11 protein-coding genes and 2 pseudogenes are annotated in these 15,518 nt (G+C 55.5%); 9 read left to right on the top strand and 4 right to left on the bottom strand.

The window, feature by feature from the left end; translation table 11 throughout:
* The 3 genes and pseudogenes from EN984_RS04160 to EN984_RS04145 form a co-directional block, all read right to left on the bottom strand.
* A pseudogene (locus tag EN984_RS04160) lies at window positions 1-687 on the bottom strand (hypothetical protein); the annotation flags it as partial.
* A gap of 1,481 nt (window positions 688-2,168) precedes the next feature.
* Window positions 2,169-2,231, bottom strand: a pseudogene (locus EN984_RS38115) (transcriptional regulator); the annotation flags it as partial.
* A 120-nt stretch (window positions 2,232-2,351) separates the two neighbouring features.
* Window positions 2,352-2,600 (bottom strand): helix-turn-helix transcriptional regulator, encoded by a 249-nt coding sequence (locus EN984_RS04145; protein WP_127268922.1) that lies wholly within the window; start codon window positions 2,598-2,600, stop codon window positions 2,352-2,354.
* Between the two features lie 412 nt (window positions 2,601-3,012).
* Here EN984_RS04145 and EN984_RS04140 point away from each other — a divergent pair, with 412 nt between their 5' ends.
* The 6 genes from EN984_RS04140 (at window position 3,013) to wecB (ending at window position 10,780) form a co-directional block, all read left to right on the top strand.
* Window positions 3,013-3,534, top strand: coding sequence for a helix-turn-helix transcriptional regulator (locus EN984_RS04140; protein ID WP_127268924.1), 522 nt, complete (start codon window positions 3,013-3,015; stop codon window positions 3,532-3,534).
* A 1,024-nt stretch (window positions 3,535-4,558) separates the two neighbouring features.
* A complete protein-coding gene (locus tag EN984_RS04135) occupies window positions 4,559-6,442 on the top strand; it encodes a nucleoside-diphosphate sugar epimerase/dehydratase (protein ID WP_164748680.1) in 1,884 nt (627 codons plus the stop codon).
* On the top strand, window positions 6,439-7,734 hold the full coding sequence (locus EN984_RS04130; protein WP_127268928.1) for a glycosyltransferase family 4 protein: 1,296 nt from the start codon (window positions 6,439-6,441) through the stop codon (window positions 7,732-7,734). The genes EN984_RS04135 and EN984_RS04130 overlap by 4 nt, the downstream gene beginning before the upstream one ends.
* Before the next feature lie 11 nt (window positions 7,735-7,745).
* Window positions 7,746-8,615, top strand: a complete 870-nt coding sequence (locus EN984_RS04125; protein WP_127273148.1) for an SDR family oxidoreductase — start codon at window positions 7,746-7,748, stop codon at window positions 8,613-8,615.
* Between the two features lie 22 nt (window positions 8,616-8,637).
* Window positions 8,638-9,648, top strand: a complete 1,011-nt coding sequence (locus EN984_RS04120; RefSeq protein ID WP_127271261.1) for a polysaccharide biosynthesis protein — start codon at window positions 8,638-8,640, stop codon at window positions 9,646-9,648.
* The gene (gene wecB, locus EN984_RS04115; protein WP_272483079.1) at window positions 9,641-10,780 is read left to right on the top strand and encodes a UDP-N-acetylglucosamine 2-epimerase (non-hydrolyzing); all 1,140 of its coding nucleotides are present in this window, start codon (window positions 9,641-9,643) and stop codon (window positions 10,778-10,780) included. The genes EN984_RS04120 and wecB overlap by 8 nt, the downstream gene beginning before the upstream one ends.
* 120 nt (window positions 10,781-10,900) lie before the next feature.
* On the opposite strand, the gene EN984_RS04110 is transcribed toward wecB, so the two are convergent.
* Window positions 10,901-12,457, bottom strand: coding sequence for a hypothetical protein (locus EN984_RS04110; RefSeq protein WP_127267027.1), 1,557 nt, complete (start codon window positions 12,455-12,457; stop codon window positions 10,901-10,903).
* A gap of 230 nt (window positions 12,458-12,687) precedes the next feature.
* Here EN984_RS04110 and EN984_RS04105 point away from each other — a divergent pair, with 230 nt between their 5' ends.
* The 3 genes from EN984_RS04105 to EN984_RS04095 all read left to right on the top strand — a co-directional run.
* Complete coding sequence (locus tag EN984_RS04105; RefSeq protein WP_127267026.1) at window positions 12,688-13,641, top strand: NAD-dependent epimerase/dehydratase family protein; 954 nt, start codon at window positions 12,688-12,690, stop codon at window positions 13,639-13,641.
* Window positions 13,638-14,849 carry a glycosyltransferase family 4 protein gene (locus tag EN984_RS04100; protein ID WP_127267025.1) on the top strand — a complete coding sequence of 404 codons (1,212 nt, stop codon included), beginning with the start codon at window positions 13,638-13,640 and terminating at the stop codon, window positions 14,847-14,849. Before EN984_RS04105 ends, EN984_RS04100 begins: the two co-directional genes overlap by 4 nt.
* A gap of 14 nt (window positions 14,850-14,863) precedes the next feature.
* A partial coding sequence (locus EN984_RS04095) for a glycosyltransferase family 2 protein (RefSeq protein ID WP_164765376.1) occupies window positions 14,864-15,518 on the top strand: 655 nt, incomplete at its 3' end.

The following is a 15,518-nucleotide window of genomic DNA, read 5'->3' as shown; positions in this document are numbered from 1 at the left end:
CCGCAGGTACCCATGCTGACGCACGGTGCGGTGGCTACCGACTATTCCAATGTCCAAACCAAGATAGGAATCGCCGATGGTTGCTCGCGCATGAACTTCGCCATCGCGCTCGTAGGCATCACCGTCATGGCCACGCTTGCTGAGCGCCAAAAACAGCGCATTGAAGATTTTCAGCCGCCGCTTGCCTAGTGGATTGTCGAACTTGGGTTCGTCAAAGCTCCACTCACGCTCTGCATTTTTGTCGCGGCGGCGCTGCTCCTGCTTGAGCAGTTGAACGAGCCCTTTGTGGGGCCTGTCCAACGTCTGCGGGACAGAGACTTTGCCAATCGCCTTCAACTCTTGTGCGTGGAGTTCGTCGAGGTCTTCTGGAACCAGGGCGGACGCAAATGGCCCATTGGATGCAAGAGGGGCGGCAATAGGCAGCACCTTTTTGAAGCGGCCGTCGACACCTACTCGACCCAGTTCACCGGGGCGCCGCGGTGGCGCCTTGGGTACTGATGGCACCCTCTTTCCGGCACGGATTTTGTTCCAATAACCTTGCGGCGGCGACGCTACTCCGCTTCGCGTCAGCAGCTTCTTTAGCCCGACGTCGGACAGTTCGAGCTTTGCCGCCAAGTCCCGCATCGGTGCAGACCAGGCGAACGCAATCAGATCGTCAGGCAACACAAGAATGTCATTCTGCCACACGGCGGCTTATCTCCATTTTGTTCAGCCAGACTGCTTTTGGCACGCCTTCGCAGTGTCGATATGACACGCCGGCCAGTGCCATCTAAGGTCAAATCTGGCGACTCCGACGTGCCCGCGATCGTGCCAGAGATGCGCTCTCGTCATCAAGGCGGCTTCAGATCGGCTGCGGCTGAAGCGGCGCTCTCAGTGCACATCAGCGGTATGCTCTAGAAGCGATCCGCCTCCTTTCGTAGTTCTTAGCGCAACAGGGGACACCCGGGTATTCCCGCGTGGCAGAGCGAGTTTTGGTGCTATCGAGCGAGAGCCACGAAATACGACCGAAGAACGATGGCGAGATAAAAGGCCGCGAGGTGCGGCGTCGATCGGTTGTGTTGTTTCAAGTGGTTATGCCGCATTTTCGCGAGGTGCGGGTCTTTGCTGCACCTCCCAAGATCGTCGATTTTCGTTCTTCGTCCGTAGCTTAGTGCGATGTGCGGCAGCCCGACTGGCTTTTGTGGGGCCCGGGAAGGAGGGCGTGGTCAGAGACTGTTCTTGAGGTGGCCGCTCGTCGGTAGATAACGAGCTGTTGGATAGACCACGTTAGAACCTCGCCGACCTAGCCCGAAGTCCCCCCGGATCGGCGAACGGCTCGCTGCAGCAGAGGGGCTTCAGCTCGGCCCGTAGAGCCGACGTCGCCAGCGCCGGCCGTAGGATGCCGGCCGAGCGCAGGCTTGTAGGCTGGCGCCATCCTCCGCACGGCGGATACATTGGCTTCACCGCCCCAATGGAAGCGCCGGTCGCGACAAGCCCGCGCTCAATCGGAGCTTCCGCAGGGCGGTTAGGCACGGCATCCTAAGATGCAGGCGCTACGCATCGCCCCAGCCGCCCTGGCTCTCGACTGCTTGGATGTGTTGATCCTGACACGAATGCGCAAACCGTCGTGCTACGCTTTGATGGTTCGACGTCACTGGCGTGATGGGCATCAATGCTAATGGAAGAGGTTGCCATGTCTAGGATCCAACCGACGAGCTTGCACCTCCACTCCGGCAGCGCAGTCGTTCCTCGTCGGTTACGGCGGCGCTTGGTGCAGAGCCGCCGAGCCGAGACCAAGAACTGTCCATGAGTCTTCGAGCGCTGCTTGACGCGCACAAGATAGCTTATGCTGAGTTCGGCAAAGCCCTATACGAGTTAGGCGGTGGCAGCGGCGACCCCGCCAGAGCCAGCCGGCAAGAGCAGAGGGCGCTCTCGCCATCTGCGGCTATCCTGCCGTCGGGGGAGGGGATCGCCTAGCCAAGGCCCGATATCTTTTAGAGATGGAGTCGCGCGGCGAACTCGACCTCGCATAGCAGGCAGTCCTTCAATCGACGATTTGGGAGGTATGATGCGACCGGCGCACGCACGGTCGGGTAATGAACTTTTGGGTATGCGCCTCATATTGGACGCAGAAGGTTAGTTTGTGTGCCCGTAACGCGTCTCACAAGAGGCGCATCGGTTTGCTACTGCAGCGTGATGACCGTCGGATTGCGACGACCACGTTCCAGGCCGCTTAGATATTGCTGGCTGAACCTGAGCGCGCTTCCACCTTGCCTTCTCCCGACGCAAGCGACCGAAATTTCGGCCGCGAGTTCGAGCATTTCCATGTGCGTAGACTTGGCAGCTTACACACGTTGAGTTTATCAACTTCTTTATTCGTCAAGCTCCGACTTCGTTCCCTGCAGATCAGCTGAGGGGCGCTTCAGCAATTCCGCGGCGTCCACGCCCAGCACTTCGGCCAGCCTATCAACGACGTCGATGCTGGCGTTATACACGTTGCGTTCCAACGCACTAATGTAGGTGCGATCGATCCCTGCCTGATGCGCAAGCTCCTCCTGTGACAGGCCTTTGGTCTGCCGCAAAGTTCTCAGGTTGCGCGCGAACACCTCTCGGATTTCCATAGATACGAGAGCAGTGCCTTGAAGAGTATTTCACCACGGAGTATTCTCGACAATCGACGTTCGGAGATTCGGGATCCGTGATTGGTTTGGGACGGGAGAGCTTCCGCTCGAGTTCATGCTTCTCTTCGCGGTCGGCGTGCAGCCGCCGCAAGATGGGGTTGGAAAGGCTGGTGAACCGGATCTTCAATGCCGCCCTTAAGGTATTTTTTCTGCGGCTGAGACGAGTATCCCCGGGCCGCAAGACCCTACTGGCGATTGGTGCCGCAAATCCGGCATCAAACTCTCTGACCATTCGCGTAATCCACCAAAGGCCAGAAAGCGGACCAGGAAGGTTTCGCACTCCCTGTTCATTGGAGGTTTGGTGAGTTTGGCCGGAGCATACCGCGACGAACTCTCCAGTCTGGAGTGATATATGCAGCATCAGAAGGCTTTTCCGGAATCGAAGCGCACCAGATTTGAGGTGTTGACAAGGGCTGGAGCGGAGACCGCGCCTCATCCCACCGATCAGCATGTTGGCAGGCAGATCGCGATCATTCGCGTCCAGTCAGACGTCTCGCAGGCACAGCTTGCCCGATCCATAGGTGTCAGCTTCCAGCAGCTTCAGAAATATGAGAACGCGAGGAATCGCGTGAGTGCTTCCATGCTCTACGAGATCGGCAGGTCCCTGGACGTCCCCGTCCGTCGCTTCTTCGAAGGCCTGCCTGGGAATGAGACCAGCCGTGAAGCTTCGCCCCTGCCTGTCGACGAGCGCATCGACTTCATTGCAAGCGCGGAAGGCCGGCGCCTGATCGAGGGGCTGATGCATCTTCCTTCACGAGTGCGTGGTCGCATGGCAGCTGTAATCGCCGCATTGGGCGAGGAATTAGCGGAACCCGATTCCTATAGGGACACCAAGGCGACCGAACCCATGCCTGCCAACCGCAAGTCCATTTGAAAGGTGGTTGCGGCGGTTTCGTAGCAACCTGGGAGTATCGCCAGCAGGTAAATCAAAGCCGGGCGGTTCCCATGCCGCAGCTTCGCACCGGCCATCTGCCGTGTGCCTCCTTTTCCTCTACCTCGAAGTGAAAATCCCTGAATCGTTTCGCCTCGAAGCGAGGCAGCATGTCGGAAAGTTGGGCCCTGGTGACGTCAAGGGAGCGGCTCAGAGACTTCTTCTCCTGAAAGACTGCACAGCATGGCACCGCATCAACAAGCTACGGTCCCTGAAAGTGGAGGGTCGTTTACAGGCCTTCGACGCGTAAGGATCGCCCCCTGTGCGTGCGTCAGGAAAAGCGCCGCGGCGGGCTCTGCCCACAAGAAACTCAGTCGATAAGGCCTAGGACGTCATCACTCTGGCCTGGCTGTGCAACGAAGACTTGTCCAATCGCCAAATAGACTAAGGTCCGTCCTGGCAAAATCCGAAGTCAGCAGCCCGATCGGAGCATGGCATCTCGGCGGCGATCGCCAGCTCTTCCGCAGAGATGGCGCCGCCTGAATCAAGCCCAAGTTCAAAAAGTGGGGGCGACTGGATCATTATCGTTGCCCTTATGGAAGCCACCAAGTAGTTGTTGCGTAGTGGAGGACTGAATACATCATGCAAATAGAATCACCGGTCGGATCACGGCTCGCTACGTGATCGTGCTTCGTCAACGAAAGCTATCATTGGACCGCGGCTTCCGGCTGGGGAGATTATTATCCGTGCTCGAAGCGTCTTCGCTGGTCTATACAGTTGGACAAATTGGCTCAAATTGGACCCGATCCTTGACCGAGCTTCGAGGAGACAGCTTGACTTGGGGTTGAGACATCCGTGAACCGCCTGATCAACGTGACCATCCGTGTTGAACGAAAGCCTTAAGCAGGTGCCGGAAGCCAGATGCGGCCTTCCAGGCAGCTCTGATGTCAGGATAAAGTTTAGAAGGGGTCTAACTATCCCTAGGCCAATTACGCTGCGAGGAATGGCCCTAGCGCACGATGGCATAATGGGTGCTGTCGCGATGCTACTAGCATTTGTGTTGCGACTGGATTTTGATGGCTTCCTGCTAAATTGGCCGGTATTGCTTGGAGCAGCTACCCTCTTCGGGGTCATGGTCAGTACGGCAGGTTTCTTGCTGGGACTAAACCGCGGAATATGGCGCTATGCGTCGCTTCCTGATTTGGTAGCAATCGCTGGCGCGACTAGCGTGGCCATCGCGCTCTTTATTGTCGCTGAGTTCCTTCTGATTCGGCTGAATGCGATCCCACGCTCTTCTGTTGTCATAGCCTGGGCGTTCACCGTCGTGCTGTTGGCCGGACCTCGCGCTGCGTATCGAGTTTACCGCAATCACCATGACAGCAAACGAAGAAGAAAGGCCGAACCCGCCGGGGGAAGAAACGTGCTCTTGATCGGAGCTACCGACAATGCGGAAGCTTTCCTGAGGGCTATAAAGGAAAGGGATCGTGCCTCATTTGAGGTGCTGGCAATCATTGACGAGAGAGGACGAAGAACAGGCCGATCTATCCGCGGAGTTCCAGTTATGGGGCCTTTGGAACGGCTACCCCAGATTCTCTCCCGATTTGAGGCTCGGGGGCGCCGCCCAGAGGCGATAATCCTCACGCGATCACGTGATGATTATGAACGTCATGCCAGCATTGAAGCGCTGGTCGAAATTGCCGCAACTCAGAAGCTAGAAATCCTTCGGCTGCCAAATTTGCTCGATATGCAAAGCATCGATGCGGAGATCGAACTGCGGCCAATCAAGCTGGAGGACCTTCTGCAACGAGACCCCGTTCGACTGGACGTGCCCAAGATCCAGTCGATGATTCAGGGTAAGACCATCATGATTACAGGGGCCGGTGGCTCCATTGGATCTGAGTTGGCACGACAGATTGCTGACCTGAAGCCCGGAAGCCTAATTCTTCTCGATGCCAGCGAATTCGCGCTCTACACAATCAAGTCCGAGCTGTCTCAGAGATGGCAAAATATCGATATCCAAGCCGCTCTTTGCAACGTGCGGGAAAAAGAGGCGGTGCGCACGATCGTTGAACGCTTCAAACCTGATGTGCTGTTCCATGCTGCGGCACTGAAGCATGTGCCGATGGTTGAGGCTCAGCCGCTCGAAGGCATTTTCACCAATGCAATCGGAACACGAAATGTCGCCGATGCGGCGCTCAGTGCAAATGTATCCAGGATGATCATGGTGTCGACCGACAAGGCGGTAAATCCCGCCAATGTTATGGGGGCAACCAAGCGAATGGCGGAGATGTATTGCCAGGCGTTGGACCTCGACCCGGAGGTCATCGGCACGCGGTTCATCACAGTTCGGTTCGGCAATGTCTTGGGGTCGGCTGGCTCGGTCGTCCCTCTTTTCGAACAGCAGATCAAGGCGGGTGGTCCTGTGACCGTCACTCATGCCGATATGGAACGCTTTTTCATGACGATCCCTGAGGCCTGTCTCCTCGTTCTACAGGCGGCGGCATACACCCCCGCGCCACAGCATGAGCGAGGCCGGATTTTCGTGCTCGATATGGGGTCTCCGGTGAAAATCGTCGATTTGGCACGAAATCTTATTCGGCTCTCGGGACGGCGACCGGGCAAGGATATTCAGATTATCTACACGGGGCTGCGGCCAGGAGAGAAGCTCTACGAGGAGCTGTTCGACAGCAAAGAGACCTTGAGTGAGACAGGAGCCCCAGGCATCTTGGCCGCATCGTCGCGGTCGATCAAACGTGCTGTCATTGTGCGCATTTTTGATGAAATGCAATGCGTGGTCAGCGCCCGGGATCTGCAAGGCGCCGTGAAGCTCCTCAAATCGACTGTGCCGGAGTTCACTCCCGGCATCGAAGATCACCTGCTGATGAGCATCAAGCGTTCGGCTGAGTCATGAACCTCGCGACCGCGGCTTTGTGCGGCAGCCCGTCACCAGACCGAATTAACGAGAAGTTGCGGGTGCTGGTCGTCAGTCAGCATTTTTGGCCCGAAACGTTCAGAATCAACGAGGTTGTCGAGTCGCTTCGCTCGTGTGGGTGCGACGTTGAGGTTTTGTCCGGTCAGCCGAACTATCCGCATGGCCAAATATTTGAAGGCTACCGAGCGCTTAGCTCAGGGACTCAAATTCATCCGTCCGGGTACCTGATACACCGGGTGCCTGTTGTACCGCGAGGCAAAGGCGGGGGGCTACGGAGAGTGTGGAATTACCTCTCATTCGTCGTGTCGGGGAGCATCATCGGGCTATTTTTAACGCGATCCAAGCGATACGATATTGTCTTCGTGTATGCGAACTCCCCGATTCTGCAAGGATTGGTAGGGGCCGTTTTCAGACAGTTCAAATCTGCCGCTCATGTGATTTGGGTCCAGGATCTGTGGCCGGACAATTTGGAAGAAACAGGGTTTGTTCGCAACCAGCGAGTGCTGAGCGCTGTGGAGGCCCTCACTCGTTTCATTTACCAACGTTCCGACCTTCTTCTAGCCCAGTCACGCGGTTTCATCGCAAAGATACGCGCCGTTGCCGGCGATGCGGTGCCAATCGCATACCACCCCAATCCTGGCGATTTGAATCTGGCGGTGGATAGCAAATTCACGGGTTCGCCTCTGGATCTTACGCGCGGGTTCAATGTCGTGTTTGCGGGTAATCTCGGGTCAGCTCAGGCGCTGGAGACAGTTTTAGACGCGGCAGGCCGAATATCAGATCCCGAGATCAACATCGTGCTTGTTGGAAGTGGAAGCCGGTCTGAGTGGCTCAGGACCGAAATTGAGCGACTTCATCTCACCAATGTCATGCTAGTAGGACGATTTCCGCCAGAGGCAATGCCGGCGGTATTTGCACAGGCCTCTGCTCTCCTAGTCACACTTAACCGGGCAAAGGGTTTAGGTTTGACGGTGCCGAGCAAAATCCCGACATACTTAGCAGCTGGGCGCCCCATCTTGGCGTGCCTTGATGGCGAGGCGGCCGATATCGTAAGCGAGGCCAAGGCGGGCCTAGTTGTGCCAGCCGAAGACAGCATAGCCCTGGCAGAGACAATCATACGATTGAAGGGCCTCCCAAGAGAAACGCGGGAGGCGATGGGTACTGCGGGGCGTGAATATTTCAATCAGCATTTCGCACCTGGTCCACTCGCTCTTGATTTAGTCGAACATTTCCGTCGGGCTTTAAGGGAGCGACGAGCATCACGGAGATAGCGAGAGATACCATGGCTCAATCGACGCACCCCAGAATCCTTGTCCTCGGTGCCTCGGGCATGCTGGGCAATGCAGTTTTCAGATTCTTTGCGAACAGCGAAGGCTACGTAGTTTTTGGCTCCACCCGTTCAAATAATCTGCATCCTGTTTTTCCAGAAAGTCGGGCGACGCTGATCGACGCAGGCGACGTCGAGAATTTTGATGGACTAAGCAAGATTTTCGCGGTGGCAAACCCGGATGTGGTCATAAATTGCATTGGGCTTGTCAAGCAGATGTCATCTGTGAATGACCCTCTCGCCGCAATTCCGATTAATGCAGTTTTGCCGCATCGGCTGGCACGCCTCTGCGCAGTCGCGAGGGCTCGTCTCGTTCATATCAGTACCGATTGTGTCTTTGACGGTGCGGCCGGGAACTACAGCGAAAGTGCCCGGCCCAATGCTGATGATTTATACGGGCGGAGCAAGCTGCTGGGCGAAGTAGTTTGTGAGAACTCGATAACCCTTCGGACTTCGATAATCGGCCGCGAGTTGAACACTTCACACGGCTTGGTCGACTGGTTTTTGAGCCAACAGGCTGACGTGAAAGGGTTCACCCGAGCCGTATTTTCCGGACTGCCTACCGTGGAACTCGCCAGGATCATTCGCGATTTCGTCCTGCCAAATATCAAACTCACCGGCGTGTACCATGTGTCGTCAGATCCAATCAGCAAGTATGATCTCCTCAGAATCATTGCCGAGGTTTACGGCAAAAAGACCCAAATCGTTCCGGACGACCAGTTGGTGATTGACCGCTCATTAAATTCATCTCGTTTCCAGAACGCTACCGGCTACCGCCCTCCCGACTGGCCGGTTCTAATCCGATCCATGTATGACTTTGGCTAAAACATCCTCGAGCGAGACGTTAATGTTTTCCAACAAGACCCTTTTGATTACTGGGGGCACCGGCTCTTTTGGCAACGCTGTGCTGGCTCGATTCCTCAAAACGGACTTCGCAGAGATCCGTATCTTTAGCCGGGACGAAAAAAAGCAGGAGGATATGCGCCTGTCGTTGCCGGACGATCGCTTAAAATTTTATATTGGTGATGTCCGCGATTATCACGCTGTCGATGATGCAGTTCGCGGAGCCGACTACATCTTCCACGCTGCGGCGCTCAAGCAAGTGCCGTCTTGCGAATTTTACCCAATGGAGGCGATCAAAACGAATGTTCTCGGCGCTGAAAACGTGCTTCGCGCTGCGATCAGCCATCGCGTCCAGCGTTGCGTGGTGCTTAGCACTGACAAGGCTGTATACCCTGTAAACGCTATGGGTATGTCAAAGGCGTTGATGGAAAAAGTTATGATCGCGAAATCGCGAGTCAGCGATTCTGTTCGCACCGTCGTCTGCGCCACCCGTTACGGCAACGTCATGGCGTCCCGCGGCTCAGTGATCCCCCTCTTCCTTGACCAACTGCTAGGCGGCAAGCCCCTGACATTAACCGATCCCAACATGACACGTTTCTTGATGTCGCTCGATGAATCAGTCGACTTAGTACTTTATGCATTCGAGCACGCACGGTCGGGCGATATATTTGTTCAGAAGGCACCCGCTTCTACCGTGGGGGTTCTGGCTGAGGCGATGCAGGAACTATTCGAACGGGACAATCCGGTGAAAATCATCGGGACTCGTCATGGTGAGAAGCTTTTCGAAACTTTGGTGTCGCGCGAGGAAATGGTGCGTGCGGAAGACCTAGGCAATTATTATCGGATTCCGGCCGATTCTCGGGATCTGAACTACGACAAATATTTCGTTGAAGGCGAGCGAATGGTTTCAGAGCTGGAGGATTACACATCTCACAACACCGTTCGCCTCGATGTCGGTCAGGTCAAGGCACTGCTATCGCAGTTGGACATCCTTAAAGGGGCGCTCCGTGCTTAAGGTCATGACCATTGTTGGGACTCGGCCAGAGATTATTCGGCTGTCCAGGGTCATTGCAAAGTTCGATGCCAATTTCGATCACGTGCTCGTTCATAGTGGCCAGAACTACGATTATGAGCTGAATGAGGTCTTCTTTTCGCAGTTGGGCATTCGGCCGCCCAACGTCTTCCTCGAAGCTGCAGGTGCTTCTGCTGCGGAGACAATTGGGAAAGTCATCATCGCGGCTGATCAGGCGATCGAGAGTCATCGCCCCGACGCACTGCTGATTTTGGGTGACACGAATAGCTGTTTGGCGGCGATTGCGGCCAAACGGCGGAAGGTGCCCATCTTCCACATGGAGGCCGGAAATCGTTGCTTCGATTTTCGTGTTCCAGAGGAGATTAACCGCCGAATTGTGGACCATACAGCGGATGTCAATCTGACCTATAGCCAGATTGCTCGTGACTACCTACTGCGAGAAGGCCTCCCACCCGACCAGGTAATTGTTACCGGCAGTCCGATGCGGGAGGTGCTCGAGCACTACAGAAGCGGAATCGAAGCCTCGGCGGCGGTCAGCAATCTCGGCTTGACGGCAGAACGTTTCTTCGTAGTCAGTGCTCATCGCGAGGAAAATGTGGATTCGCCCGAGCGGCTAAGGAAGCTGCTTAATGTCCTCAATGGGATTGCCGAGCGATATCAGGAGCCAGTCATCGTTTCGACTCATCCTCGCACGAGAAAACGTTTGGACGCGCTTGGTGCCAGCTGCCATGAAAATGTCAGGTTTGAAAAACCGTTTGGGTTCTTCGACTATATTAGGCTCCAGTGTTCGGCTCGAGCCGTGCTTTCGGATAGCGGCACGATAACTGAGGAAAGCGCGATCCTGAACTTTCCCGCCCTCAATCTGCGCGAGGTACATGAGCGCCCCGAAGGCTTCGAAGAGACCTCAGTGATGATGGTCGGCCTGGACATAGAGCGCGTTTTTGACGGGCTTAAGATATTGGAGACTCAGTCACGAGGCGCGATGCGGACCTTGCGTTTGCCGACTGACTATAGCTCCGACAATGTATCCGAAAAGGTGCTGCGGATCGTTCTAAGTTACACGGACTTCATCAACAGGCGGGTCTGGAGGAAACACGAACCTGGCGCCGTCTGACCGCAATCGTGCCTTCGTCTCCCCGCAGCTCTGAGCGAAAAGCCGTCCGCCGCATTCCGACTCGCCATCGTCTAGTGCAAGGCAGGAACTCAGCCCAACTAAATCTGATACGGCAGATCCTCACACTTTCGCGGTAACCGCCCGCCTACCCGTAGCCAGCCAATCAACCATGTACCAAACGGCGCCGACGAAAAGCACCGACAGGACCAATTCGATCGCGTAAATGAACAAAGTCCACGGGAACCCCATTTGGACGAGTAAGTAGGCTAACGAGACACCTGTCACCGCCGCAGAGGCGACATTTTGTGTGACCCAGGCAGCCAACCATTCGATCGAATGGCCAGCTATTGTCAGAAAGAACATGAATACCGAGACGACGATTATCGACCCTGAAAGGCTGGCCACCCCAATGGGGCCTGGCAACGTGAGGAACGTATAATATTGGACCTTTCCGTACCGGTCACCGGACATTTTTTGGTAGATCGCTTGGGCGCCAGCGGCTGGGTCTTCTTTGATCACATGCAAGAACAAATCGCCTCCAAGATGGTCAAGATTTGCCGCGGCCGTCATCGTCCCTTCAAGTCCAACCCAGCGCATGACCGCGAGATTGCGCAGTTGACGGTAGAGACCGGCTAGGGCGAAACGATCACCTCTGACTGCCTCAACCTTGTCTATTATCGTCGCAGCCGGAGGCGCCGAGGAGTCGGGCGACGGTGCCAGAGTTTTTCCGATGCCTGTCGGCTGCTGTGGAACAACGCCTGACGGCTGCTGTGGAACGCCTTGTGTCTGTGCGGTGCTGATCGAGAAATCGAAAGTGCGTTCAAGGCTAACTACTGCAAGCGAGCCTGCAAAAACAAATCCGCTGAGACCCATGGCAACTGCGATCGCAACCCAACTCCTCACATCGCGACGTCGTAAGACAACGACCGCGAATGCGGCGAGAACATAGAGAAGCAACTGGATGCGGCTTCCCATCGAGAGCGATGCGAGCAGCCCAAGAAACACTGCTACGTAGATCAACACTGAATACGACCAGTCGCGTAGTTCGACCAGCCACAGGGCCAAGGTTAGGCCTCCCAAAAGAGCCCCCCATGCGATCACGAAGGCCGCGACCGCATACAGGCGGGGGTTGATGTTAATGCCCAAGGGGAAACCAATCCGTATAATGTGAAATGAGTAATTGGCCCAATACAGCCCGATAGAAACGGCAATCAAACTTGCAAACGCGAGGACGACAAATTTCGACACGAAAGGAGGCGCTACCGCCTTCCGAATTTCCTTGAACGCGGGATAAAACGATGCGGCCAATCCAGCCGCGCACACCCCTGAAAAGCCACTAGCTGCGAAAGCAAGTGCCTGATCCCACTCAGTCGTGAATGTGCTGGTAGGCTCGATGAGCGCGATGCCAAATACGAAATTAGCGACCGCTTTTGCAATGAATCCTACAAAAAGGAATGACGACAGCAGAAACACGAAAAAGGAGGACGGACGCCAGAGCGGGATGAAGACGGCAGCGCAGCCCGATGCATAGAACCAGAGGAGAATCAGTTTCGACTGGCCGGGATAGGTGGCTAGAAGGACGAAGCCCATTGAGGCAACAAGCAGCGCAACTCCCAAGAGAATCGCGTTTCCGGGCACATTTGCTCGAGATGGCTGAAGCTTTTGAGATTGGCTCATATCAACCCTTTACTTCAATGCTCGCGGAGACCACAAACCGACATGCGGCAAGCATGACCAAAACCCTCTGCGCCACGAATCGCGATTCTTCCCCATAATACACGCAGCCGGCGACGCAATTCGTTGTATGAGAAGCAATCCCCATGATATAGCCCTGCGAATTGCGAATTGGCTTGTGCCTCGTCTCATAAATTGGCTCGATTCGCTGCCCTTTTTCGAAGTCAGCCCGAATGACCTACAAGCAATGTGACACCGGTCCGCGCGTGGTAGTGCTCGGGGGAACCGGGTTCGTTGGTGAGGCCCTAGCGCGGCTGTTGGCCAATCCGGCCTTCCCACCCAGCCGGTTCATTGTGCATCGTTCGGAACCAGAATGGCTCAATCAAGCCGGCGTGAATGTCAAAAAGGCCGATTTGGAAGATTCTGCCGAGATGTTGGCCGCCTTGAGCGGTTACGACGTGATGATCAACTTATTACGCCCCGACGGCACCGGTTGGTACCCTACCGTATTGCGGAGCTTGCAGTCGACATTTCGCGACGCCGGTATTTCCCGTTGTATTCATGCTAGCAGCATTGACGTTTACGCAGGGGTACGCGACCGGCAAATCGACGAAGCCACATTGCCATGCGCGTTGTCGCCTTATGAGCAAGAGCATCTTATAGGTGAGGCAATTCTGACAGGCTCGTTCGCCGAGACGATTGTGTTGCGGCTGGGAGCTATTTTCGGATGCGGCGGACGCAATCTCGTCACTTTGGCGGAGGAGATGAAACAAGCCCCATCATGGAAGATTGCGCTCCGCCGTGCTCTTTACGGTGAAAGACGAATGCACCTGGTGAGTGTGGAGACTGTTGCACAGGCATTTGTCAAATTGGCGTTCGACCGGAAAATCCATGGCTCACAGATCGTCGTAGTTACCGATGATTCCGATCCGAATAACAATTTCGCGTTTGTCCAGGATCGCTTCGCCCTGGCATTCGGCCGAGAATTCCCGAAATTTGGACCAACCTCACCAAGATTCTTCCTTAGATTCTTGTTACGTCTGAGGGGGCTTCCGGCGCACGCTATTGACCGGCGCTTCTCTGCAATCAGGGCCACGGAATTAGGGCTAGTCTCCGAGGCGTTCACCAGCAGGCTGGACAATTACGCCAGTGATCTTGCGAGGGTGACTCGGATGTCGGGCGCATGAATATCCTCCTGACTACAGTTTCACTCGATTCCCAAAAAGGAGGAGGCACAGCAGAGCGAACAAGGCGGCTTGCTAGCCATCTGACGCAAAGAGGACATCGTTGCGAGATCGTCACTATGCAAGGCGGGGATCTCGTCGGGCAACTGCATGGTAGGAACATGCAAGTTTATATTACGGGTGCGATGCGTCTCCGCTTCTCGGTCCCGACAATCAATCCGTTTAGGCTAATGCGCAGCGTTCGAAACGCCGATGTCATTCATATTCTCGGGTACTGGAACTTCCTGTCGGTCGCGACAGCGTTTCTCGCGCGATGGCTCGGGAAGCCTTATACTTTCAGCGCTGCGGGGGAGTTTGTCGGTCTCAATCACCCTAGGCCGATCCCGTATCTCTTCCACATCGCCTTTGGAAAGCGGATGGTTCGGAATGCAGCGACGCTGATTGCGGTCACCCCCCTGGAGCGCCGTCAGATACTGGAGCGGTTCAAATCGCCAGAAGACAATGTCATCGTGGTTCCAAACGGGGTTGAGGAACAACCTTTAGCAGCTGAAGCGATGGAGACTGGACCAAATGGGCCGTATGTCCTTTTCGTCGGCCGACTAGCCGAAGTGAAAGGCCCCGATCTTCTTATAAGCGCGTTTGAGAAGATGAGTCAGGAATATCCGGATATCGGGTTGGTAGTAGCAGGTCCAGACTTTGGCATGCGCCTATCGTTGGAATCCTTTGTTAATGCGCACCACCTCGCCGACCGGGTTGTCTTCACGGGGCATCTAGGCGAGAGCGCACGGAGCGAGGCATATAGACGCGCGCTTTTCCTGGTCGTGCCTTCCCGAGCTGAGGCGATGTCACTCGTGGCGCTGGAAGCTGGTATCGTTGGCACGCCTGTTCTTCTCACTGACCAATGTGGGTTTGATGAAGTCGAGACGGTGGGTGGTGGATACGTCGTACCGGCAACTGTTGAGGGCTTGTATGGAGGGCTTCACTCGATGCTGGCCGAACGTGGTGATCTACCGTCGAAGGGACGAGCGCTTAGATCTTACATAGTGGAGACTTTTGCCTGGCCTTCGATTGTAGACAAGCTGATTTCTCGCTTTGAAGAAATAATCGCAAAAAGGGGGGCTCCCGCAAACGTCGTCGTAGATACGCCACAAAATCAACCGGCGATCGAGGCCCTGTCGACGACGATCAAGCGCACCGGAGAGGACCGTTGATAAGAGGTCCCCAAGTGTCGCTCGTGGTCCCAGCATATAATGCGACAGACTACATCGCGGAAACAATCGAAAGCCTCTTGGCCCAAGACTATCCAAATTTGGAGATCATAGTTGTAGATGACGGTTCAACTGACGGCACAAGCGATCTCGTCTCGAATTATGGTCCTGAAATTAAATTGCACCGTCAAGTGAACGCTGGCCAGAGTGCGGCCATGACCACAGGATGGGCAATGAGCACGGGGGACATCCTCGGCTATCTAAGCGCAGACGATCGTCTGCGCCCAACAGCTGTTCGGCGCTGCGTGGAGGAATTGTCGGCTCGCACTGATGTAGTTTTGGTTTACCCCGACTTCGACATTATCGACGAGCATTCAACTCTCAGGTCGACCTTACAGCCGCCGGAATTTTCGCGTCGTGCTCTCTACGCACACCTGCACTGCCTGCCGGGCCCTGGGGCCTTTTTTCGACGTGAGGCTTATGAACGAGCTGGTTACTGGCGAGAGGACCTTCGGCAGATTCCTGACCTCGACTTTTTCCTGCGCTTGGCATTGGAAGGTAATTTTTACCATGTGCCAGAGGTTCTCGCGGAATTCCGTATGCATAGCGCGTCGACCACCTACCGAGCTGTGCCATTTGAACGTGGAGAAGAACCGCAGCGCATGATTGAGA

It is taken from the genome of Mesorhizobium sp. M7A.F.Ca.CA.004.12.1.1 (assembly GCF_003997835.1).
Classification (GTDB): domain Bacteria; phylum Pseudomonadota; class Alphaproteobacteria; order Rhizobiales; family Rhizobiaceae; genus Mesorhizobium.
Note: the sequence above shows the minus strand (reverse complement) of the source record. Positions and strands in the feature narration are given on the sequence as shown.

Bases quoted from the DNA above. Each gene is read 5' to 3' on its own strand.
- EN984_RS04145 (WP_127268922.1), bottom strand. From the start codon at position 2,600: ATGGAAATCCGAGAGGTGTTCGCGCGCAACCTGAGAACTTTGCGGCAG.
- EN984_RS04140 (WP_127268924.1), top strand. From the start codon at position 3,013: ATGCAGCATCAGAAGGCTTTTCCGGAATCGAAGCGCACCAGATTTGAG.
- EN984_RS04135 (WP_164748680.1), top strand. From the start codon at position 4,559: ATGGGTGCTGTCGCGATGCTACTAGCATTTGTGTTGCGACTGGATTTT.
- EN984_RS04130 (WP_127268928.1), top strand. From the start codon at position 6,439: ATGAACCTCGCGACCGCGGCTTTGTGCGGCAGCCCGTCACCAGACCGA.
- EN984_RS04125 (WP_127273148.1), top strand. From the start codon at position 7,746: ATGGCTCAATCGACGCACCCCAGAATCCTTGTCCTCGGTGCCTCGGGC.
- EN984_RS04120 (WP_127271261.1), top strand. From the start codon at position 8,638: ATGTTTTCCAACAAGACCCTTTTGATTACTGGGGGCACCGGCTCTTTT.
- EN984_RS04110 (WP_127267027.1), bottom strand. From the start codon at position 12,457: ATGAGCCAATCTCAAAAGCTTCAGCCATCTCGAGCAAATGTGCCCGGA.
- EN984_RS04105 (WP_127267026.1), top strand. From the start codon at position 12,688: ATGACCTACAAGCAATGTGACACCGGTCCGCGCGTGGTAGTGCTCGGG.
- EN984_RS04100 (WP_127267025.1), top strand. From the start codon at position 13,638: ATGAATATCCTCCTGACTACAGTTTCACTCGATTCCCAAAAAGGAGGA.